Consider the following 19,300-nt stretch of genomic DNA (forward strand, 5'->3'; position numbering starts at 1 on the left):
AAAATCCTGATGGTAGCTTTATACTTGAGGTTCATCCGCTTCTGAATAATTTCTCTGTTGATAAATCTGAAAATTCACGTGGAGGATTAGATTATTGGATTGTAAAAATTGACAATCCAGGGGCGGGCTATCTTATATGGCAAAAACGATTGGAGGTTCTGAGGACGATGTTTTGTATGGTATAAGTCCTACACTCACTAATGGAATAATTTAAAAGAGCATTTCAGCTTCAGATATTTCCTCGTGAAAAATCTGAGGGGACAGCTAATCCACCAGGTTCGTATGACCTTCGGGGCTGTTAAATCCGAACCTGAAATTTGCAGCTCCAATCCCTGAACTCTGCAACACCCTCGACGATAACTTCGCAATGGTTTAATAGATGATGATTCAATAGTTTTACTTGCACGATCACAGCAGTTGGTGCAAATAGAATTTTGCCAGGGTGGAAGTGTAATATTAAATGCAACTTATTCAGGCACATCTGCTCAATGGGTGAAAATAAGTTGATATTCCTGGCGCGATAACCTCTTTATACACTGCTACAAACAAAGGGTAATTATTCTTAAAAAACAACAAGCGATTGCAATTCAAAGCAACATTCGGAAATCCAATATTTGTAAAATGTGTTTAAAAACCCAAAGCAATAATTGTTTTTTGCAGGTCCAACTAAGATTAAAGTTAGTGGAAGCTTAATCTCAACGTAGCTCCTTTAACAGGTTCCAGCTACCAATGGTATAAAAATGCATAACAACCCCTGGCGCTACTCGCTACAATTATCTTGCAACATCTGCCGGTATTTATAACCGCAAGCGTTTCTAAAATTGTTACGGGGGTGTTATAAAAAATTCTTCAGGAATTACCGTGACAGTTCCTTGTAAAGAAGGGCGCATTCATTTCATCTGAATCAACAGTTACCATCTCCCCAAACCTAAAGCGCAGGCTTATTTACAGTCTCCGCTTTCCCCATGCTCCACTTGAAAACAATTCATCAGCTCAACGGGAAATTTATAATGCAATCGGACAAGTCATTTATACACACTAATGGAGATCACTGATGGACAATTAGACCAGTTATTAATTTACAGTATAATCCGTGCTGCATTTACTTTATCTGTTTAAATGCTGGTGGATTATGTTCAGAAAAATTTGAATCACTATTCAGCAGTAAATAAACAATTATTTATTAAATATAATGAATTTCACTATGCAACCTAAACCGTTTCAAAATTCAATTTGTCTGTTTTATACACTATTTTTTATCTATTTTTCATAAGTTCATATGTTGGTTTTGCGCAAACTCCTGCAATCGGACCTATTAATTGAAAGTAATATTTCATTGGCACATTACGGAACCGCAGTTGCATCAGCAGGAGATATTAACGGTGATGGTTGGCGGGAGATGTAATTGTCGGCAATTAAAAATTATACAACATAGAAACTAATGAAGGTAAAATAGAAATTTACTCAGGTTCAGCCGTAGCGGAATAAATCCTTTACCTTCAACAGTCACTGAAAGCAATTTACCAAATACTTATTACGGCAACTCGGCAGCTCCTGCAGGAGATATTAATAATGATGGATATGATGATGTTATTGTTGTGGCTTATTTATATGATAATGGTCAAACAAACGAAGGTGCAGTATATATTTATCATGGCTCTGCAGTAGGTTTAATTACCAATAAATGTATCCGCAATAATTCTTGAAAGCAATCAAGCAAAGCGCACAATTTGGCAGATCTGTTGGGTCTGCAGGCGATATCAATAGTGACGGATTTGATGATGTATTAATTGGTTCAGATGCTTACACAAATGGACAATCGTTGGAAGGTAGAACTTTTGTTTATCATGGCTCTGCTGCTGGTAATAGAATATGCCCAAGCGGCAACAGTGGAAAGCAATCTTGCAAACGCTGCTTTTGGCCGTTCTGTTGCCGGATTACGTGATGTTAATGGGGACGGTTTTGATGATATTATTGTCGGCTCACCAAACTACCCGAATGGTCAAAGTCAAGAAGGTGGAGTATACATTTATCACGGAACTGCCACGGGAATAAAACACAGTTCCGACTTACACCAGGAAAATAACAAAGCCATTTCTTATTTGGGGCTTTCTGTTTCCGCCGCAGGGATGTTAATAGTGATGGGCGGGTTTGATGTTATCATAGGCGCTTATAATGCCGATAATCTTCAAGATGGTGAGGGATTCCATTACGCGCATTGGCGGTTCGTAGCGTCAGGTATAAGTGCAACACCGAATATTGTTTTTGAATCAAATCAAGAGGCAGTTTTTTTGGTACTCGGTTGCTTGCGCCGGTGATAGGAATGCAGATGGATTTGATGATATTATTATCGGAGCAAATGACTTTTTACCAATGATGATGAACAAGAAGGCAAAGCATTTATTTATTATGGTTCCGCGTCAGGAATTACAGATATGCCGAACGCCACTTTTGAGAGCGATAAACCGTATTCGAATTTTGGTGCTACCGTTTCCGGAGTAGGGGATGTAAATAATGATGGTTTTGATGATTTAATTATTGGTGCTACTGACTATTCAAATACACCGTCCAATGAAGGTGCTATTTATTTTTATTTTGGCGACAATTGTCCCACCACAATTACCATGCAGATAGCGACCTTGATGGTTTTGGCAGCATGATTTCAATTAGTAGTTGCCTGTGAAATGCCGATAGGTTATATTTAGATGGAAGTGATTGCAACGACACCGATTCTTCAAAATCCAAATACGATTTGGTATTTAGATGATGATTATGATAATTATTATGCCGAACAGGCACACCATACACTCAATGAGCGACCCGATTGGAGTTATTTTTTACTGGAATTTTAGGTGGAGACGATTGCAATGATTCAAGCGAAGTCGTTTTTCCGGGTGGATTTGAATATTTAGATAGTATAGATAATGATTGCGATGGATTAATTGAAACGGATTATGACTGGACTTATGATGCCTTGCTGAAATATAATGGCATTGCGGGAAGATTTGCGCATGCTGTTTCTGAAGCCGGAGATGTGAATGGTGACGGATTTGCCGATATAATTGTTGGCGGATTTACTACGATAATATTGAAATTGACGAGGGTGCAGCATTTGTTTTTCTTGGTTCGGCAACAGGCATATCAAATACACCTGCAAATATTTTAGAAAAAATCAGGCCTCAGCCTATTTTGATATTCAGTTTCTACTGCCGGAGATGTAAACAATGATGGCTATGATGATATATTGTTGGTGCAACATTATATGATAATGGCTGAAACAGACGAAGGTCGTGTTTATATTTACTATGGTTCTCCAACGGTATTATAGGCACACCGCAAAAATATTAGAATCTAATCAAACAACTGCACAGTTCGGCGGTGCTGTATCAAATGCGGGCGACATAAACAACGATGGATATGATGATATTATAGTAGGTGCACAATTATATGATAATGGTCAAACCGATGAGGTGTTGCGTTCGTTTATTACGGCTCACCGGGTTGGTATAAAATCTGCACCATTTACAATGATAGAAAGTAATCAAACGCTTTCACGTTTTGGATGTGCTGTTTCAACAGCAGGTGATGTTAATAACGATGGGACGAGCGACGACGTGGTTGTGGTGCATATCTCGCTGATTATGGGCAAGATGAAGAGGGTGCTGCATTTGTATATCATGGTGGCCCATCAGGAATTAATACTGTGTATGCAGTAAAAATGGAAAGTAATCAAGCATATTGCAGATTTTGGTAATAGTGTATCAAACGCAGGCGATTTGAATAATGATGGTTATTCAGATTTAATTATCGGAGCAATTCAATATAATGGCATAGCAACTAATGTAGGAGCTGCATTTATTTATCATGGTTCACCAACAGGAATTCGAGCAGTCCAACAACAATTTTGTCTGGCATGCAAGGATCTGCTTATTTAGGTTCATCAGTAAATACGCTTGGCGATGCCAATGGTGATGGTTATTCCGATGTAATTGTTGGCGCATATCAATATACTAATGGTCAATATGATGAAGGGGCTACTTATTTTATTACGGAACATCAGCAGCTAAACCCGATTCCTGTGTTGAATTGGAATCCAACAAGGTTCAGCATGGTTTGGTTATGCCGTTTCCGTACCGGTGATATTAATAATGATGGTTTCGACGATGCTGTTGTTGGTGCATATTTCTATGACAACGAGCAGGTGGAGCAGCCTTTGTATATTTATCTAACCCTTGCGATTTAATTTTTTATGCAGATGCAGATGGTGATGGTTTCGGTAATAACGATGTAATGGTGGAAGCATGTGCAGCACCTCCGGGTTACGTTGACAATAATCTCGATTGTAATGATGCTAACAATGCAATCAATCCAACACAAATAGAAATTTGCAATGCAATAGATGATAATTGCAATGGAACAAACGATGAAGGTGTTATTGAAACAATTAGTATTGCAGCTGCCGGTCCAACCGAATTTTGCCAAGGTGGAAGCGTAATTTTAAATGCTACCTATTCAGGAACATCTGTCCAATGGCAAAAAAACGGCAGTAATATTCCGGGAGCAATAGGAGCGTCATATACTGCTACCACAAAGGTAATTATGCTTGCATAACAACAAGCGATTGCAATTCAGCAACATCTAGAACCAATATTTGTAAATGTATTTAAAAACCCAAAGCTATAATTTCAGCAGCAGGTCCAACTACATTTTGTGTTGGTGGAAGTGTAACCCTGAATGTAGCTCCTGTTGCAGGCTCTAGCTACCAATGGTATAAAGATGCATTGCCAATTCCTGGGAATAGCTACCAATTATCTTGCAACAACTGCAGGTATTTATAAATGTAAGGTTACTAAAAATTGTTACGGGATGTTATAAAAATTCTTCAGGTATTTCTGTTACTATACCTTGTAAAGAAGGAGAAATAACGTCAATGGAAAACAGCTTTACCATCTATCCAAACCCAAACAACGGAACTTTACGATTGCAGATTTTACATTTGGTAACCTGACCGCACAAATTGAAATTTATAATTCCATTGGTCAACAAATTTTCAAACAGGAAATAACTCAGCACATAACACTATTGAAGTTCAACTTTCAAATATTGCTTCCGGTATGTATATCATTAAACTGTCAGACGGAACCAAAATAACAGAACAAAATTAATTATCGAATAGGAATTATTAACGGTATACATTACGGGTAATTGTAAATGAATGAACGTTCATTCATATTGTATTTTCTTTATTTATAGCAATCTGTTTTGGTTTACCGCTGCAATCATAATCGGAAGCATATTCCTAAATCAACAACTCCCCCTTTACAACCCCCAACCCACCAACACCCTGGGGCCCACCCCGGGCAACACGCCCCCGGACAACCCCGGGGCCCAACCAGGGGCCGCCGGGCGACCCCCCCCCCCCCCGCCCCGCCGCGCCACCCCCCCAGCGGCGGGCCCGCCCCCCCCGCCCACCCCCCGGGGGGCGGGCCCGGGCCCCCCCCCCGGATACTTTGAATACTGTTAAATTAAAGTTTTTGTATCGAAATAATCGTAATCGGTGTTCCCGCTAATTTAACACCATCGGGAATAGGATCAAGTGTAGCTTCTAATGATACACGTAAACCATCTACCTTAAACATTCTTGTTAAATTGCTCGGATAAAAATCCATTACTTCAGTTGAATTTCCTGCTGTTCCATGAATAATATATTCATCTCCTTTCAACATTACCGTTCCAACAATATTTACCTTTTCCTGATCATTTATTGTAAAATTATCCGAGCTTAATATCCGCAATTTCTTCAACTACCCACGACTGGCCGAATGCAGTAATTGTAACTTTGCAAACAAGCGATTGAAAATAATTTTTTCATAATTTTATGTTTAATTGCGTTAACTTTTATAAACTATACCTAACCTTAAACAAAATCTGCCTGATTACACATTGTTTTATGTCTTAAACTTAATAACTTGACCTTTAACATTTTATAAGCTTAATTTTTTTATTCTGAAAGGGTTTGAGCGGGTTATCTATACCGTGACTGGAAGTTATTTTCCTCACTTTGGGTATTGTTAACACAACTTTAAGCGCTGATTTTAATACATAGTGCATATCATTAGCCAGGAGTTTCTAGAAATATTTATTTATTTTTAATATAAGGTTTCGGATTTTATTAATTTATGATGATACCGTTTATTGCACTTATTGTTCATTTAACTGCACTTGTTTAATATTTGAAAAGTTCTTCCATTTTATGTTAAAAAAATTACGCGTGCCATTAGCAATTTTGTAGTTTTAATTTTAAACACGGTATTATGTTCCCAACACCACTTCAACCGAAAGCGGCCAATCAAAAGATATAACATGACGGTTTATATTTTTTTTACAATAGTATTTGGCTTTCCAGGGGCGATTATTGCTCAAACTGTTAATATTGATTGGCAAAAAGCAATGGGCGGCACATTAAGCGAAGGGGCTTACAACCTTGATGCCACTAGTGATGGCGGACTTATTGCAGCAGGATATACCTATTCAGGGGTTTCCGGTATTAAAACTGATGGTGAATATGGGGCTGGTGATTATTGGGTTGTAAAAACCGATGCTGCAGGAAATATTGAATGGCAAAAAACTTATGGAGGTTCCGGTTACGATCAACTTGAAACTGTTGCTCAAACTGCTGATGGTGGCTATATTATTGGTGGATACTCCATCCTCAAACATTTCGGGAATTAAAACTGAAAATAATAATGCAAGTTCAATTGACATCTGGATATTGAAATTAGATGCGACCAGTAATATCATCTGGCAAAATACTATTGGTGGCAGTGCAAGTGATTATTTAGGTTCTGTTGATATCACTGCAGATGGGGGATATATAGTCGGTGCATACTCATATAGTGATATTTCGGTGACAAAACTGAAAATCATATTGGTGATGCCGACTATTGGATTCTAAAATTAAATGCTGCAGGAAATATTGTCTGGCAGAATACTATTGGTGGCACAGCAGCTGATTATTGTTTTAGAGCCCGGGAATTATCCGCAGGCGGGTTTATTGTTTCAGGAAGCTCTGCTTCACAGATTTCAGGTGATAAATCGGAAGGGAACAGTTGGCCCTGGTAGTGTAACAGATATTTGGGTACTAAAATTAGATAACATCGGAAATATTGTCTGGCAAAATACCATTGGTGGTAATGGTGTGGAAACTGCTTTCGAGCTGGAAGTTACTGCTGACGGTGGTGCAATTATAGGAACTTACACACTATCTATGGCTTCAGGAGATAAAAGTGAAAATAATATCTCAGGCGCCCCAACAACTTATGATTATTGGGTTGTGAAGGTAAATAGTTCCGGAATTGTAGAATGGGAAAATACGATCGGTGGTACTGGTGATGATTATTGTCACGGATTAACACAAACTAACGATGGAGGATTTGCTGTCAGCGGTTACTCCACCTCTCCGGCCTCCGGTGATAAAACGGAAAATATGTTTGGTGTGGCAGATTATTGGGTGGTGAAATTAGATAGTTTAGGAAATATACTTTGGGATAAAAACATTGGTGGTAATTTGTCAGATTATTCTTATGATATCATTCAATTAAATGATGGCAGATTAGCATCGGTGGAACATCCACTTCTGGAATTACCGGTGATAAAACTGTTGGAAGCTATGGCAATGGTGACTTCTGGTTAGTTAATTTAAATGAATGTATTCCGGTTGACGAAATATGTAATGCAATTGATGATGATTGTGATGGTTTGATTGATGAAAGCATCACTACTGCAATAACAATTTCGGCTGGTGGTGCGACTACTTTTTGTCAGGGGAATTCCGTTGTGCTCACTGCAACACACAATGGCGCAACGTTGCAATGGAAAAGAATGGGGCAAAATATTCCGGGCGCTACAGGCATAACGTATACGGTTACACAAAAAGGCACCTATGCATGCGTAACCAACAGCGAATGCGGAACTGCAACTTCATCAAATATTATAATTACCGTAAATAAAAACCCGAGTGCAACTATTGCTGCTGGCGGACCAACTTCATTTTGTGCAGGTGGAAGTGTTACCTTAACCGAAACACCTACCGGCGGGTGCACCTATCAATGGTATAAAGGAGCATCACCAATTGCAGGTGCTACTAGCTTAAGTTATGTGGCAACCACAGCGGGAAATTATAAATGTCGTGTTACAAAAACCGCTACCGGATGTTTTAAAAATTCAAACAGTATTGCAGTTTTTATAACTTGTAAGGAAGGAGAGGAGATGTTTAATGCCGATTTGCAAATATTTCCAAACCCTGCAAAATGATATTATTCAACTTAAATTAAATAGCATAGAAGATGAAACTCGCAGGTAAGTATTTTTGATGCTACAGGTAAAATAGTTTTTGTTCAGACATGCTCAAATAATGAAATTACAATTGATATTTCAAAACTAGCCGATGGGGTCTATTTTATTCAAACCGCATCATCAAACCAACTCAATAATTGCACATTTATCAAACAATAAATATGAAACCATTACGCACACTTAAAGTTGTAATTACAGCTTTAATAATTATGTATTATCCTTTAAGCATTTCAGCACAAACCATCACCTGGCAAAACACAGTTGGAGGCACCAACGATGATAAACTATGGCGTGCAGGTCCAACATTGGATGGTGGCACTTTTTGTGTCGGTTTTTCTAAATCAGGCATTGGTGGCGATAAAACTGAAAATGTTATCGGTGCAGGATTTATGGATTTTTGGGTAATGAAATTAGATGCTTCCGGAAATATGGTTTGGCAAAATACTATTGGCGGAAGTAAAGATGATTTTTGTTTAGATGGTCATGCTACTGCCGATGGTGGTTACATTTTGGCCGGTCATTCAAAATCAAATATTTCCGGCGACAAAACAGAAAATACCTTAGGTTTTTTTGAAAATAATGACATGTGGATTATAAAACTAAATAGTTCCGGAGCAATAGAATGGCAAAATACAATTGGCGGATTACATATCGATTATGCAGAAATAATTCGTGAATTACCGGATGGTAGTTTCATCGTAGCAGGTAACTCTTCGTCAGGTATTAGTTATGATAAAACTGTTGATTTACATGGCACTGCCGGATTAACCTATGATATTTGGGTGTTGAAATTAACTTCAACCGGAAGTATTGTTTGGCAAAAAAATATAGGAGGTGGTTCAGATGATTATTTTTCTGATCTCATTTTAACAGCTGACGGAGGATTTTTAATAGGAGCAGAATCTTATTCAGGAATTGGATTTGAAAAAACAGCACCACTAATTGGTGTGTTCGACAATTGGATAATTAAATTGGATGCTGACGGCAATATTGAATGGGATAAAACTATTGGTGGCGATAATTTGGATAATATTGGCGGGTTAGCGCAAACTACTGATGGTAATTATGTGGTAGGCGCATATTCAATGTCGGGGATTTCCGGTAATAAAACAGAAATAAGTAACGGTACAGATTACTGGGTTTACAAATTGGATACATTGGGAAATATCATTTGGCAAAATACAATTGGTGGATTGAGCACTGATTTTTTATACGCTATTGCTGCAACAGATGATAATGGTGTAATTGTAGTTGGAGAATCTAATTCAGGTGCAAATATTGATAAAGATGAGGTGTCAGTGGGTGGATCAGCAACTGATTATTGGATAATAAAAATAAATCAAACCGGTGGCATTTGCTGGCAGGAAACGATTGGTGGAAATAATCAGGATGTTGGCAGGGCAATTTATCAAAAATCGCCGGGTGCATTTGTTGTTGGAGGATATTCCTATTCGAATGCAACAGGTGATAAAACTGAAAATAATGCAAGCGGTACAACATATCCTGATTATTGGATATTGGAAATTGATGATGATTTTATTCCGGGTTTGGAATTATGTAATGGTTATGATGATGATTGCGATGGATTAATTGATGAGGATATCAATGAAACCGTTTCAATTTCAGCAGGTGGTGCTACAACATTTTGTCAGGGTAGTAATGTTGTGTTGTCTGCAACCTATACAGGCACTGCATTACAATGGAAGAAAAACGGATTAATTATTCCCGGTGCGACTGCTGCAAATTACACGGCTAATGCAACAGGGAACTATGCTTGTGCAACATATAGCGAATGTGATACAACAACATCTTCAGAAATAGTTGTTACTGTAAATAAAAATCCTAAAGCAAGTATTTATGCCGGAGGACCAACATCATTCTGTGCTGGTGGCAGTGTTACATTAAATGTTAATCCTGTTGGTGGATCAACTTATCAGTGGTATAAAGGCGCATCATTAATTGCCGGAGCAACATCTACATCTTATGTGGCCACAACCTCAGGAAATTATAAATGCCGTGTAACCAAAACTGCTACCGGCTGTTTTAAAAATTCGAATGTTATTGCTGTATTGGTTACTTGTAAAGAGGGTGAAATAATGGCTAATAATAATTGGACTGTTTACCCAAATCCGGCAACTGATAATTTAGTGATTCAATCAATTGAAGCTTTGCAAACGAATACAACATTTATAATTTTTGACGCAACCGGTAAAATGGTGCAAACAATTACAATAAATGCTGATGAAACTATAGTTGATATTTCAACCCTTCCGAATGGACTATATTTAATTCAATCGGTTGATGAAAACTTCGTGTTCTCGAAAGCCTTTGTCAAACAATAATAGTATATTTGGTTTTAATATGAAGTCACACTACTTATTATTAAATACACTGGGCATTCTTTTGCTACAGTTAACGTTTAGCAGTCTGTACGCGCAACCATTTAGCTGGCAGAACACGATAGGCGGGAGTCAGAATGAATTCGTTAAATCGACTGTAAGCACTTCAGATGGCGGATATATTTTTGCCGGGTTTTCAAGTTCAACAAGTTCCCCTGATAAATCGGAAAATAATATTGGTGGCTATGATATGTGGATTGTTAAAACTGATTCAGTTGGCAATATTGAATGGGAAAATACAATTGGCGGTTTAGCAGATGATGCGGCAAATTCAATTGTTCAAACTTTTGATGGCGGTTATGTTGTAGCCGGATATTCAGGTTCGGGAATTTCAGGCGATAAAACTGAAGCATCAAAAGGGGAATATGATTTTTGGATAGTAAAATTAAGTGCTACAGGTTCCATCGAATGGCAAAATACAATTGGAGGCAATGATAATGATCAGGCAACAGCTATCAAACAAACCTTCGACTTGGGTTATATTGTTGTTGGATTTTCATTATCAGGTATAAGTGGCGATAAATCAGAAGCCAATAAAGGACCATCTTACACATCCGATTATTGGGTGATGAAACTCGATAATTCAGGTAATTTATTATGGCAAAACACCATCGGCGGCGATAATTACGATTATATCTATACTGTTGAAACAACCTGGGATGGTGGATATATTATAGGAGGATATTCCCAATCCGGAATTTCCGGCGACAAAACTGAAGCGTTAATAGGTAGTGCAGATTATTGGGTAATAAAATTAAATCACCTCGGTAATATTCAATGGCAAAATACAATCGGCGGCATGGGCTCTGATATCGTCAGGAAAATAATTCTCGATACTGATGGTGGTTATGTGGTTGGCGGATATTCATCTTCAGATATAGATGGCGATAAAACTGAAATTGCTTATGGAATGAGCACAGATTATTGGGTTGTGAAATTAAATACAAGTGGCAATATTGTTTGGCAAAATAATATTGGAGGTAACGACACCGAAATATTATACGATATGGTAAAATTGTCTGATGGCGGATTCGGATTATTCGGACTTAGCTACTCAGGTGTTTCAGGTGATAAAACTGAAGCAAATAAAGGTGGAAGCGATTATTGGTATGTTGAACTGTCATCCACCGGTGATTTAGTGGAACAAAATACAATTGGAAGCACATCGGAAGACCAGTCTGCAAGCATTACTCAGGGCGCTAACCTGGAAATTGTATTGGCAGGTTCATCAAAATCTCCTGCAGGTATCGACAAAGCGGAAAACAATTTAGGTGGCCCTGAGACATATGATTTTTGGATTGTAACAATGCATGCTGAATGTATTCCGTTCATAGAAATTTGTAATACCGTTGATGATGATTGCAACGGATTAATTGATGAAGGTATCACCGATTCTATAACAATAACAGCAACAGGTGCAACAACAATTTGTCAGGGCGAATCAGTAACGCTTAACGCCACATATTCAGGCACAACTGTGCAATGGAAACGGAATGGCGCTGCGATAGCAGGAGCTACATCTGCTACATATATAACAACACAAAAAGGACTTTATACTTGTTATACCGAAAGTGATTGCGCTTCAGCAGAGTCGGCCGGAATTAATGTTGTAGTTAATAAAAAACCTTCCGCTGCTATAACACCTGCAGGACCAACTTCATTTTGTGCGGGTGGAAATGTTACTCTAAATGTAACTCCTGTTGGCGGTTGCAGCTACCAATGGTATAAAGGTGCCAGTTTAATTGCAGGAGCTACCGGTTTAAGTTACATCGCATCAACACCGGGTAATTATAAATGTCAGGTTACAAAAATTGCTACCGGCTGCTTTAAAAATTCAAATACAATTGCAGTTTTTGTCCCTTGTAAAGAAGGAGAGGAGCTGTTCACTTCAAACTGGACCATTGCGCCAAATCCTGCAACAAACCAAATTATAATTAATAATTTAAGTGATATATCAAACGAAATTAATACCATAAATATACTTAACTCACTTGGCGAAATTGTAATTACAGAAACTGTGGAAAATAATCAGCAGATGATTATCGACATCAGTAAATTGCCCAAAGGATTATATTTTGTAAAATTGAATGGTGAAAAAACATTACAATCTTTTATTAAGCAATAATACACTAATAAATTTTCGCAATACATCGATAGGGACAAGGGTTGCAACTACTTTATAGAAAATTTTCATCATTTTGTTCAGTAACTGCTTGCGGCATTATTTTGGGGAAGGGCCTTTGATGACCTTAATCAAATAATAAGTTTTGGCTTCAAAAGGGGATGTTAATCCCCAGTTACTTGTTTTGAAAATTTTATTAATTTTGTTGAAGGTTTCCCCCAAACCTCATCAAACTAAACACCATGAACACGAATTTACAAAACGACCGCATTGTCAACCGCATTGCGCAATCTGCTACCATCAACCGGAAAATATTTTTAATCAATTTGCTACTTATTGTAACATTTACAATAAGTGCCCAGGCACCTGAAATCGAGTGGTCGAAAAGTTATGGAGGAACCTCTGATGATGCTGGGAGATCCATTGAACTTACATCGGAAGGCAATTTTGTAGTTGCCGGTGGAGCAAAATCAATAAATGTTGATGTGGTTGGACATCATGGTACAACCGAGTTTGAGGATTACTGGCTGTTAAACTTAAGTAATGTAGGCGACATCATCTGGAAAAAAAGTTATGGCGGTACCAATCTTGAATTTTGTCAGGATATACATCAGAACCAGGATGGCAGTTATATTGTTGCTGGAGGTTCTGCTTCTGTTGATGGTAATGTAGATGACCCAAAAGGTTACTATGATTTTTGGGTGCTCAAATTAAACCCTTCCGGCACTATTAATTGGAAAACAAATCTTGGCGGATCATTGGGCGATATTCTTTTTGATATTATCGAAACACCAGATGGTGGATATATCGGAGTAGGTTTTACACCTTCAACCGATGGCGATATTACAACACCTCATGGTCTTGAAGATGTTTGGGTAGTTCGTTTGGATGCTGAAGGAAATTTATTATGGGAAAAGTCATACGGAGGTTCAAATGAAGATTATGGGTATGGAATTGTTGTAGCTGCAGATGGCGGTTTTATTATTTCAGGGCACACAATTTCAACTGATGGCGACATTACGTTTAATCATGGACATACCGATGTGTGGGTTTTAAAAATTGATGACGATGGCAACATTGAATGGCAAAAAACATTTGGTGGTAATAACATCGAAACCAATGCCGCTATTATTCAGGATGGTGACGGGAATTATTTGTTATGTAATTCTACTTTGTCAAATAATGAAGATGTATCAGGTAACCACGCTCCAGGATCTTTTTATGATTATTGGATTTTTAAAATGAGCCCCACCGGTGAGCTGCTCTGGCAAAAATGTTATGGTGGTGCAAGAGGTGATTACAGCACAAACGCAGTTGCAACAAATGATAAAGGGTTTTTAATAATTGGTTATTCAGCTTCACTTGAAGGTGATGTTACCGGACACCACGGAGTTCTATATAGTAACGACTATTGGATAGTTAAAATTGATATGAATGGTGAAATTCAATGGGAAAAAAGTTTAGGCGGTTCAACATGGGATAGCGGAATGGATATCGCCCTCACACCCGACGGTGGCATAATTACCATTGGTATTGCCGAATCCTCTGATTATGATGTAACAACTGCTATCGGTGGAACAGATTATTGGGTAGTTAAATTGCAATGCTCAGGAAATTATTTTTATGCTGACGCAGATGGAGATGGTTATGGTGATAGCGAAGCAAGTGTCGAAGCTTGTTTCGTACCAGAAGGTTATGTTACAGACTCGCTCGATTGTGATGATACAAATGTTTTGTTAAATCCGGCAATTGTTGAATTATGTAACGACATCGATGATAATTGTAATGGCTTGGCTGATGAAGGCATTATTTTTATTACTGCTTATGCAGATACTGATGAAGATGGGTTTGGAAATATTTTAGCTGACACTTCATCATGTTCATTTGTGGAAGGTTATGTTTTAGATAATACCGATTGTAATGATGCAGATGTTACCATTTATCCCGGTGCGATTGAATTGTGTAATGGTATCGATGAAAATTGTAATTTATTAATTGATGATGGAGTTGATTTTTATACTTTTTATGCTGATTTGGATGATGATGGTTACGGTAATATTTTGCAGGATACATTTTCATGCAATTTAGTGGAAGGTTATATAGCTGATTTTTCTGATTGTGATGATGAAGATGCTTTAATTCATCCTTTTGCCACTGAGTTGTGTAATTTTATTGATGACAATTGTAATGCACTTATTGATGATGGTGTAATATTTATTACCTATTACCTTGATAACGACAACGATGGATACGGTGATAATTTACAGGATTCAACCAGCTGTATTATACCGCCCGGTTATGTTTTAGATAGTACTGATTGTGATGATCTTGAAAATACCATTCACCCTTCAGCTACAGAATACTGTAACCACATGGATGATGACTGCAACCTCGTAATTGATGACGATTTGGTTATTCTTACTTATTATCAGGATTTAGATACTGATACCTATGGAAATGATGCAGTTGATTCAATGGACTGTGCATTTGTTTTTGGATATGTTTTGGACAATACCGATTGTGATGATTTGAATGCAGCTGTTTATCCGGGTGCAACCGAAATATTAAATGGTTTGGACGATAATTGTAATCAGATGATAGATGAGGGTTTAGATGGAATTGATGATGTAAATCAATTAACACTTCAAATCATGCCGAATCCCAACAAGGGTGTTTTCGAACTTACTGTAGATACATATTTAAAAAATATTACAGTTATTATAACCAACAACTTAGGTCAGCAAATGGATGTTCATTATTACGATTTTGTTGAGCGGCAAAATCTTAAATTTAATTTAGCATCTGAGGCAAGTGGCTTGTATTATTTGATGATTTATAATGAAGGTAAACTCTTAGGTAATACCGTTTTTATTAAGGAATAATATTAACTTTTTCCAGGGATGTAATTCAGCACCATGTATGCTTTATGTATTTGCAAATTAGCTAAGCCTATGGGTCGGAGACCCGGATTTGGCTGCGCAGTCGGAGACTGCGCAGAGCGTGGGTTGCTTTATTAATTTTCCATACGAACGTATTCATCAGCATCCCTATCAAAAAGGAAACTGGTATTTTGGTGTTTTTGAAGAAACGCTTTTAATTCAGCACTAGTTGTAAAGGTTTCGTCTATATTTTCTGTTACAGGTTCCAGCATAAAACGGTAATTGCCTTTTTTTGTTAATCGATAAAAATAATAGATGTTTTCAGTAGCTCCATCTTCATAAATACTGAGATAACTTACCCCGTCAATTTTACTTTCATATGCCAGGTAAATGGTTTCATCTCCTGTAGAAATTGACTTCTTTGTAATCTTATACTTGTTATCACCGTTGTCTCCAACTACATAATAATAATCAGATGAGCTTGTCGGCTCCCATTTACCAATAAAAGTTTGATCTACAGGAATACTTGCTGTCATATCAATTGGCACCTCAGAACTATAAGGGCAACCTGCAAATACTAATCCTAAGCCGATAAAAAGAATAATGGTGCGTAACTTTTTCATGATTTTTTTTCAAAAATAAATAAAAAAAATAGAAATCCGTCGGTAATGGTTTTGTTTGTCAGGCTATGGGTCGGAAACCCTGATTTTACTGCGCAGTCGGAGACTGCGCAGAGCGGGGGCATTGTTTTTTAATTGTCTGTTGATTTTTAAAAATAATAAAATAACAATACTAAAAATTATTAAAAGTTAAGGAATAATTCGATTGTTCTAATTTAATCGATTTCGCTAAAAAAAAGCGGCATCCTTTCCGAATGCCGCTCCAATATTTTATTAATCATTAAAACTTATTCATAAACATCATACTCTCCACAGGGCGAATCGTTCTGTTTACATATTTGGCACCTGATTTTTTATTGTAGTAATTCGAAATATCTCCTTTTACTTCAAAATAAATTAACTGACCAATCGGCATACCTGCATAAATGCGTACCGGTTGCGCACATGAAATTTCTAAAGTCCAGGTATTACAAAATCCTACATCTCCTTTGCCGGCAGTAGCATGTATATCAATACCTAAACGGCCAACACTGGATTTACCTTCTAAAAAAGGCACATGCGCATGTGTTTCAGTATACTCTTCGGTAACACCCAAATATAAAATGCCAGGATGTATCACAAATCCTTCATCAGGAATAATTATTTCCTCAATCTCGTTATGTTTTTTGGCATCGAGAATATGGTTTTTGTAAACCGCAAGATAACGGCCTAAATGAACATCATATGAATTGGTTCCTAAACAATCAGGACGATAAGGTTCAATCAAAATAGTACCTTCTGCAATCGATTTTTCAATTTCTTTATCTGTTAAAATCATGTTGTTATTTGTAAAATAAATGAGTGATTGTTGAATTGTACAATGTTTAAGGTTTAATCGGAAGGTTTATCCTGTATTTTGATATCCCAAACCAACACAGCCCTGTCATCGCCGCACGAAATTAGGCAGTTATTCCAGTTACTCCAAAATAATTTATTCACCGAGTTGATATGTCCCCCAAACTTTTCAAAATCAATAACCTTGAGCAGATTAAAATTTTCCGCGTCCCATATTTTTATATGCTTATCCCGCCCCGCAGTAGCCATCAGGCGACCGTCAGGACTAAATACAATATCATTTATGGTATACATGTGTGCTGGAATAACCATCAGCTGTTTATAGCCATTTTCAACATCCCAAACCCGCAAACCGGCATCCCGAGAACCACTCACCAGTCTTGTTCCATTGTTGTTCAATGCAATAGCAAAAACCGAATTATCATGTCCGTTCAAAACATGCTTTAAGGTAAAATTAGTAGCATCGTATACGTAAATATTAAAATCGCTGCAGGCAAATAACAATTCATTACTTGCCTCAATATACAGTAAACTTCGTATCGCCTTATCGCTTACTTCCAGGCTTCGCACTTCTGTTAACGTGTCGATATCTATAAATTGTGCATTCCCGTTTCCACAACCGGCTACTATAATGTTTGCATTAAATCGTTGCAGACAATAAACTGCTCCGTCAACATAGGTAAATTGTTTTAATTCCTGCTTTGAAACAAGGTCGGTAATATGCAAAACACCGTTTAAATCACCGGCACATAACATCTTTTTATCTTCCAAAAACAATAGCGAAAAAATGTTACCGTTTACACGTGCTAAACCCTTTGCAGGTGCATGTTCATCTAACCGCCATTCTGCAACCACGCCATCACCACCACCACTTAATACGGTATTTGGCAACTGACCACATTCCAAAGCAAAAACCGCAGCTGTATGGCCCGTAAAATGTTGTAATTTATCAATTTGAATAAGCGATGGTAAAAGCATGTAAAAAGCGAAACCTGTTTTCTTTCGCGGCACAAAAATGCGAAATCCGTGCGGGTTTTAGCAATGCGTAGTTAACAATAAACCGGAAATCAGATATCCCAGACGTTGAGCTGGTTGCGGACTTTATCCAGCATTTGCAGTTCTGCCTCTTTCAACGCCATTTTTTCTTCATCATTTTTATCCAGATGTGTATCCGGATCAGGTGCTTTTTCCTGAATAATGATTTCTACCAGTTTGCCTTTCAAATCCTTAGGCACTTCAATGTGAAGTATATCCTGTTCGGCTTTTATGAATTGAAAGATTTTAAACATGGTGTGTAAGTTTCGTTTGTGAAATTATAACCTTTCATCCAAATGTGCAAATATTTTTTAACCCGACAACGGAAATAAACCTATTTTCGTTGCCGAAATTTTGGTTGTATGGCCCTGGTGCTTAAAGAAAACTTATTAAACTACGCAGAATATGCTGTTTGGAAGATAGAGGAGGAGCCGGAATTTTATCGCTCAGGCCTTATTTTGAGCGATTGGGAAACCAACTATCTCAACAACATTACGCATCCCAAACGTAAACTAACCTGGCTCGCCAGCCGTTACCTGCTCAAGCAACTTATTGATACTGATGTGTTTGTGGAATTATTGTTCGATGAACATGGTAAGCCGTATGTAACTAATTTCGACATATTTGTAAGCTTGTCGCATAGCAATGAACACGCTGCAGCAATAGTATCGAAGAAATATGAAGTTGGCATCGATGTCGAAGAACCACACCGCAAAATTGAAATCATCAAAAACAAATTTTTATCACCCGTTGAGCTGCAAAACATCGGTAATACTAAGGTTCAGGAGCAACTGCTCATTTACTGGAGTGCGAAAGAGGTGATTTATAAAATTTATGGCAAACGTAAGCTGGAGTTTAAAGATGACATGTATATCAAGCCGTTTATGATGCGCGAACGTGGCGATATTGACGGCATGTTGATGAAAAACGGACTAGTTGCTGAGTATCACCTGCATTATCTGTTAAATAACGACTTTACGCTGGTTGTAGGCGCCGAAAAAGAGGTGCAGATTATGACCAACCCTGCCTGATAATCTACCCATAAAAAAAAACGAC

The 19,300-nt window shown here is 37.7% G+C and carries 25 protein-coding genes and 1 pseudogene; 21 read left to right on the forward strand and 5 right to left on the reverse strand.

Features of this window, described 5'->3' with window-relative positions:
- Positions 1-1,484 precede the first annotated feature (1,484 nt).
- The 12 genes and pseudogenes from IPI65_17870 (at position 1,485) to IPI65_17925 (ending at position 4,611) form a co-directional block, all read left to right on the forward strand.
- Positions 1,485-1,706 carry an FG-GAP repeat protein gene (locus IPI65_17870; protein MBK7443294.1) on the forward strand — a complete coding sequence of 74 codons (222 nt, stop codon included), beginning with the start codon at positions 1,485-1,487 and terminating at the stop codon, positions 1,704-1,706.
- Positions 1,703-1,945 carry an FG-GAP repeat protein gene (locus IPI65_17875; protein ID MBK7443295.1) on the forward strand — a complete coding sequence of 81 codons (243 nt, stop codon included), beginning with the start codon at positions 1,703-1,705 and terminating at the stop codon, positions 1,943-1,945. Before IPI65_17870 ends, IPI65_17875 begins: the two co-directional genes overlap by 4 nt.
- Positions 1,890-2,318, forward strand: a complete 429-nt coding sequence (locus IPI65_17880; protein ID MBK7443296.1) for an FG-GAP repeat protein — start codon at positions 1,890-1,892, stop codon at positions 2,316-2,318. Before IPI65_17875 ends, IPI65_17880 begins: the two co-directional genes overlap by 56 nt.
- Positions 2,266-2,502 carry an FG-GAP repeat protein gene (locus tag IPI65_17885; protein ID MBK7443297.1) on the forward strand — a complete coding sequence of 79 codons (237 nt, stop codon included), beginning with the start codon at positions 2,266-2,268 and terminating at the stop codon, positions 2,500-2,502. Before IPI65_17880 ends, IPI65_17885 begins: the two co-directional genes overlap by 53 nt.
- The gene (locus tag IPI65_17890; GenBank protein MBK7443298.1) at positions 2,436-2,660 is read left to right on the forward strand and encodes an FG-GAP repeat protein; all 225 of its coding nucleotides are present in this window, start codon (positions 2,436-2,438) and stop codon (positions 2,658-2,660) included. The genes IPI65_17885 and IPI65_17890 overlap by 67 nt, the downstream gene beginning before the upstream one ends.
- Positions 2,661-2,705: 45 nt before the next feature.
- Complete coding sequence (locus IPI65_17895; protein ID MBK7443299.1) at positions 2,706-2,852, forward strand: hypothetical protein; 147 nt, start codon at positions 2,706-2,708, stop codon at positions 2,850-2,852.
- Positions 2,825-3,166: an FG-GAP repeat protein gene (locus tag IPI65_17900; GenBank protein MBK7443300.1), complete on the forward strand. Its 342-nt coding sequence runs from the start codon at positions 2,825-2,827 to the stop codon at positions 3,164-3,166. The genes IPI65_17895 and IPI65_17900 overlap by 28 nt, the downstream gene beginning before the upstream one ends.
- Positions 3,167-3,199: 33 nt before the next feature.
- Positions 3,200-3,328, forward strand: a pseudogene (locus tag IPI65_17905) (FG-GAP repeat protein).
- On the forward strand, positions 3,306-3,716 hold the full coding sequence (locus IPI65_17910; protein ID MBK7443301.1) for an FG-GAP repeat protein: 411 nt from the start codon (positions 3,306-3,308) through the stop codon (positions 3,714-3,716). The pseudogene IPI65_17905 and the gene IPI65_17910 overlap by 23 nt, the downstream one beginning before the upstream one ends.
- Before the next feature lie 60 nt (positions 3,717-3,776).
- Positions 3,777-3,935: an FG-GAP repeat protein gene (locus tag IPI65_17915; GenBank protein ID MBK7443302.1), complete on the forward strand. Its 159-nt coding sequence runs from the start codon at positions 3,777-3,779 to the stop codon at positions 3,933-3,935.
- Positions 3,914-4,243 carry an FG-GAP repeat protein gene (locus IPI65_17920; GenBank protein ID MBK7443303.1) on the forward strand — a complete coding sequence of 110 codons (330 nt, stop codon included), beginning with the start codon at positions 3,914-3,916 and terminating at the stop codon, positions 4,241-4,243. Before IPI65_17915 ends, IPI65_17920 begins: the two co-directional genes overlap by 22 nt.
- Positions 4,244-4,290: 47 nt before the next feature.
- On the forward strand, positions 4,291-4,611 hold the full coding sequence (locus IPI65_17925) for a putative metal-binding motif-containing protein (protein MBK7443304.1): 321 nt from the start codon (positions 4,291-4,293) through the stop codon (positions 4,609-4,611).
- A gap of 914 nt (positions 4,612-5,525) precedes the next feature.
- On the opposite strand, the gene IPI65_17930 is transcribed toward IPI65_17925, so the two are convergent.
- Positions 5,526-5,795: a hypothetical protein gene (locus tag IPI65_17930; GenBank protein MBK7443305.1), complete on the reverse strand. Its 270-nt coding sequence runs from the start codon at positions 5,793-5,795 to the stop codon at positions 5,526-5,528.
- 568 nt (positions 5,796-6,363) lie between these two features.
- Between IPI65_17930 and IPI65_17935 the strand changes: the two genes are divergently transcribed.
- The 8 genes from IPI65_17935 (at position 6,364) to IPI65_17970 (ending at position 15,758) form a co-directional block, all read left to right on the forward strand.
- Positions 6,364-6,732 (forward strand): hypothetical protein, encoded by a 369-nt coding sequence (locus tag IPI65_17935; GenBank protein MBK7443306.1) that lies wholly within the window; start codon positions 6,364-6,366, stop codon positions 6,730-6,732.
- Positions 6,733-6,772: 40 nt separating this feature from the next.
- The gene (locus IPI65_17940) at positions 6,773-6,955 is read left to right on the forward strand and encodes a hypothetical protein (GenBank protein MBK7443307.1); all 183 of its coding nucleotides are present in this window, start codon (positions 6,773-6,775) and stop codon (positions 6,953-6,955) included.
- Positions 6,956-6,961: 6 nt separating this feature from the next.
- Positions 6,962-7,693 (forward strand): hypothetical protein, encoded by a 732-nt coding sequence (locus IPI65_17945; GenBank protein MBK7443308.1) that lies wholly within the window; start codon positions 6,962-6,964, stop codon positions 7,691-7,693.
- A gap of 65 nt (positions 7,694-7,758) precedes the next feature.
- Positions 7,759-8,313, forward strand: coding sequence for an immunoglobulin domain-containing protein (locus tag IPI65_17950; GenBank protein MBK7443309.1), 555 nt, complete (start codon positions 7,759-7,761; stop codon positions 8,311-8,313).
- Between the two features lie 51 nt (positions 8,314-8,364).
- Complete coding sequence (locus IPI65_17955) at positions 8,365-8,514, forward strand: T9SS type A sorting domain-containing protein (protein ID MBK7443310.1); 150 nt, start codon at positions 8,365-8,367, stop codon at positions 8,512-8,514.
- Positions 8,515-8,516: 2 nt separating this feature from the next.
- Positions 8,517-10,697 (forward strand): T9SS type A sorting domain-containing protein, encoded by a 2,181-nt coding sequence (locus IPI65_17960; protein ID MBK7443311.1) that lies wholly within the window; start codon positions 8,517-8,519, stop codon positions 10,695-10,697.
- 19 nt (positions 10,698-10,716) lie between these two features.
- Positions 10,717-12,879: a T9SS type A sorting domain-containing protein gene (locus tag IPI65_17965; GenBank protein ID MBK7443312.1), complete on the forward strand. Its 2,163-nt coding sequence runs from the start codon at positions 10,717-10,719 to the stop codon at positions 12,877-12,879.
- A 239-nt stretch (positions 12,880-13,118) separates the two neighbouring features.
- Positions 13,119-15,758 carry a hypothetical protein gene (locus tag IPI65_17970; protein MBK7443313.1) on the forward strand — a complete coding sequence of 880 codons (2,640 nt, stop codon included), beginning with the start codon at positions 13,119-13,121 and terminating at the stop codon, positions 15,756-15,758.
- A 131-nt stretch (positions 15,759-15,889) separates the two neighbouring features.
- Here the strand turns inward: IPI65_17970 and IPI65_17975 are convergent, their stop codons facing one another.
- The 4 genes from IPI65_17975 to IPI65_17990 form a co-directional block, all read right to left on the reverse strand.
- Positions 15,890-16,378: a hypothetical protein gene (locus tag IPI65_17975; protein MBK7443314.1), complete on the reverse strand. Its 489-nt coding sequence runs from the start codon at positions 16,376-16,378 to the stop codon at positions 15,890-15,892.
- 277 nt (positions 16,379-16,655) lie between these two features.
- Positions 16,656-17,192: a dCTP deaminase gene (locus tag IPI65_17980; GenBank protein MBK7443315.1), complete on the reverse strand. Its 537-nt coding sequence runs from the start codon at positions 17,190-17,192 to the stop codon at positions 16,656-16,658.
- A 53-nt stretch (positions 17,193-17,245) separates the two neighbouring features.
- Entirely contained in the window at positions 17,246-18,220 is a 975-nt protein-coding gene (locus tag IPI65_17985; protein ID MBK7443316.1) for a WD40 repeat domain-containing protein, read from the reverse strand.
- 56 nt (positions 18,221-18,276) lie between these two features.
- On the reverse strand, positions 18,277-18,498 hold the full coding sequence (locus tag IPI65_17990; protein MBK7443317.1) for a hypothetical protein: 222 nt from the start codon (positions 18,496-18,498) through the stop codon (positions 18,277-18,279).
- A gap of 108 nt (positions 18,499-18,606) precedes the next feature.
- Here IPI65_17990 and IPI65_17995 point away from each other — a divergent pair, with 108 nt between their 5' ends.
- Positions 18,607-19,275, forward strand: a complete 669-nt coding sequence (locus IPI65_17995) for a 4'-phosphopantetheinyl transferase superfamily protein (protein MBK7443318.1) — start codon at positions 18,607-18,609, stop codon at positions 19,273-19,275.
- The last annotated feature ends 25 nt before the right edge of the window (positions 19,276-19,300 follow it).

The organism is Bacteroidota bacterium, assembly GCA_016706255.1.
Classification (GTDB): Bacteria; Bacteroidota; Bacteroidia; order Chitinophagales; family BACL12; genus UBA7236.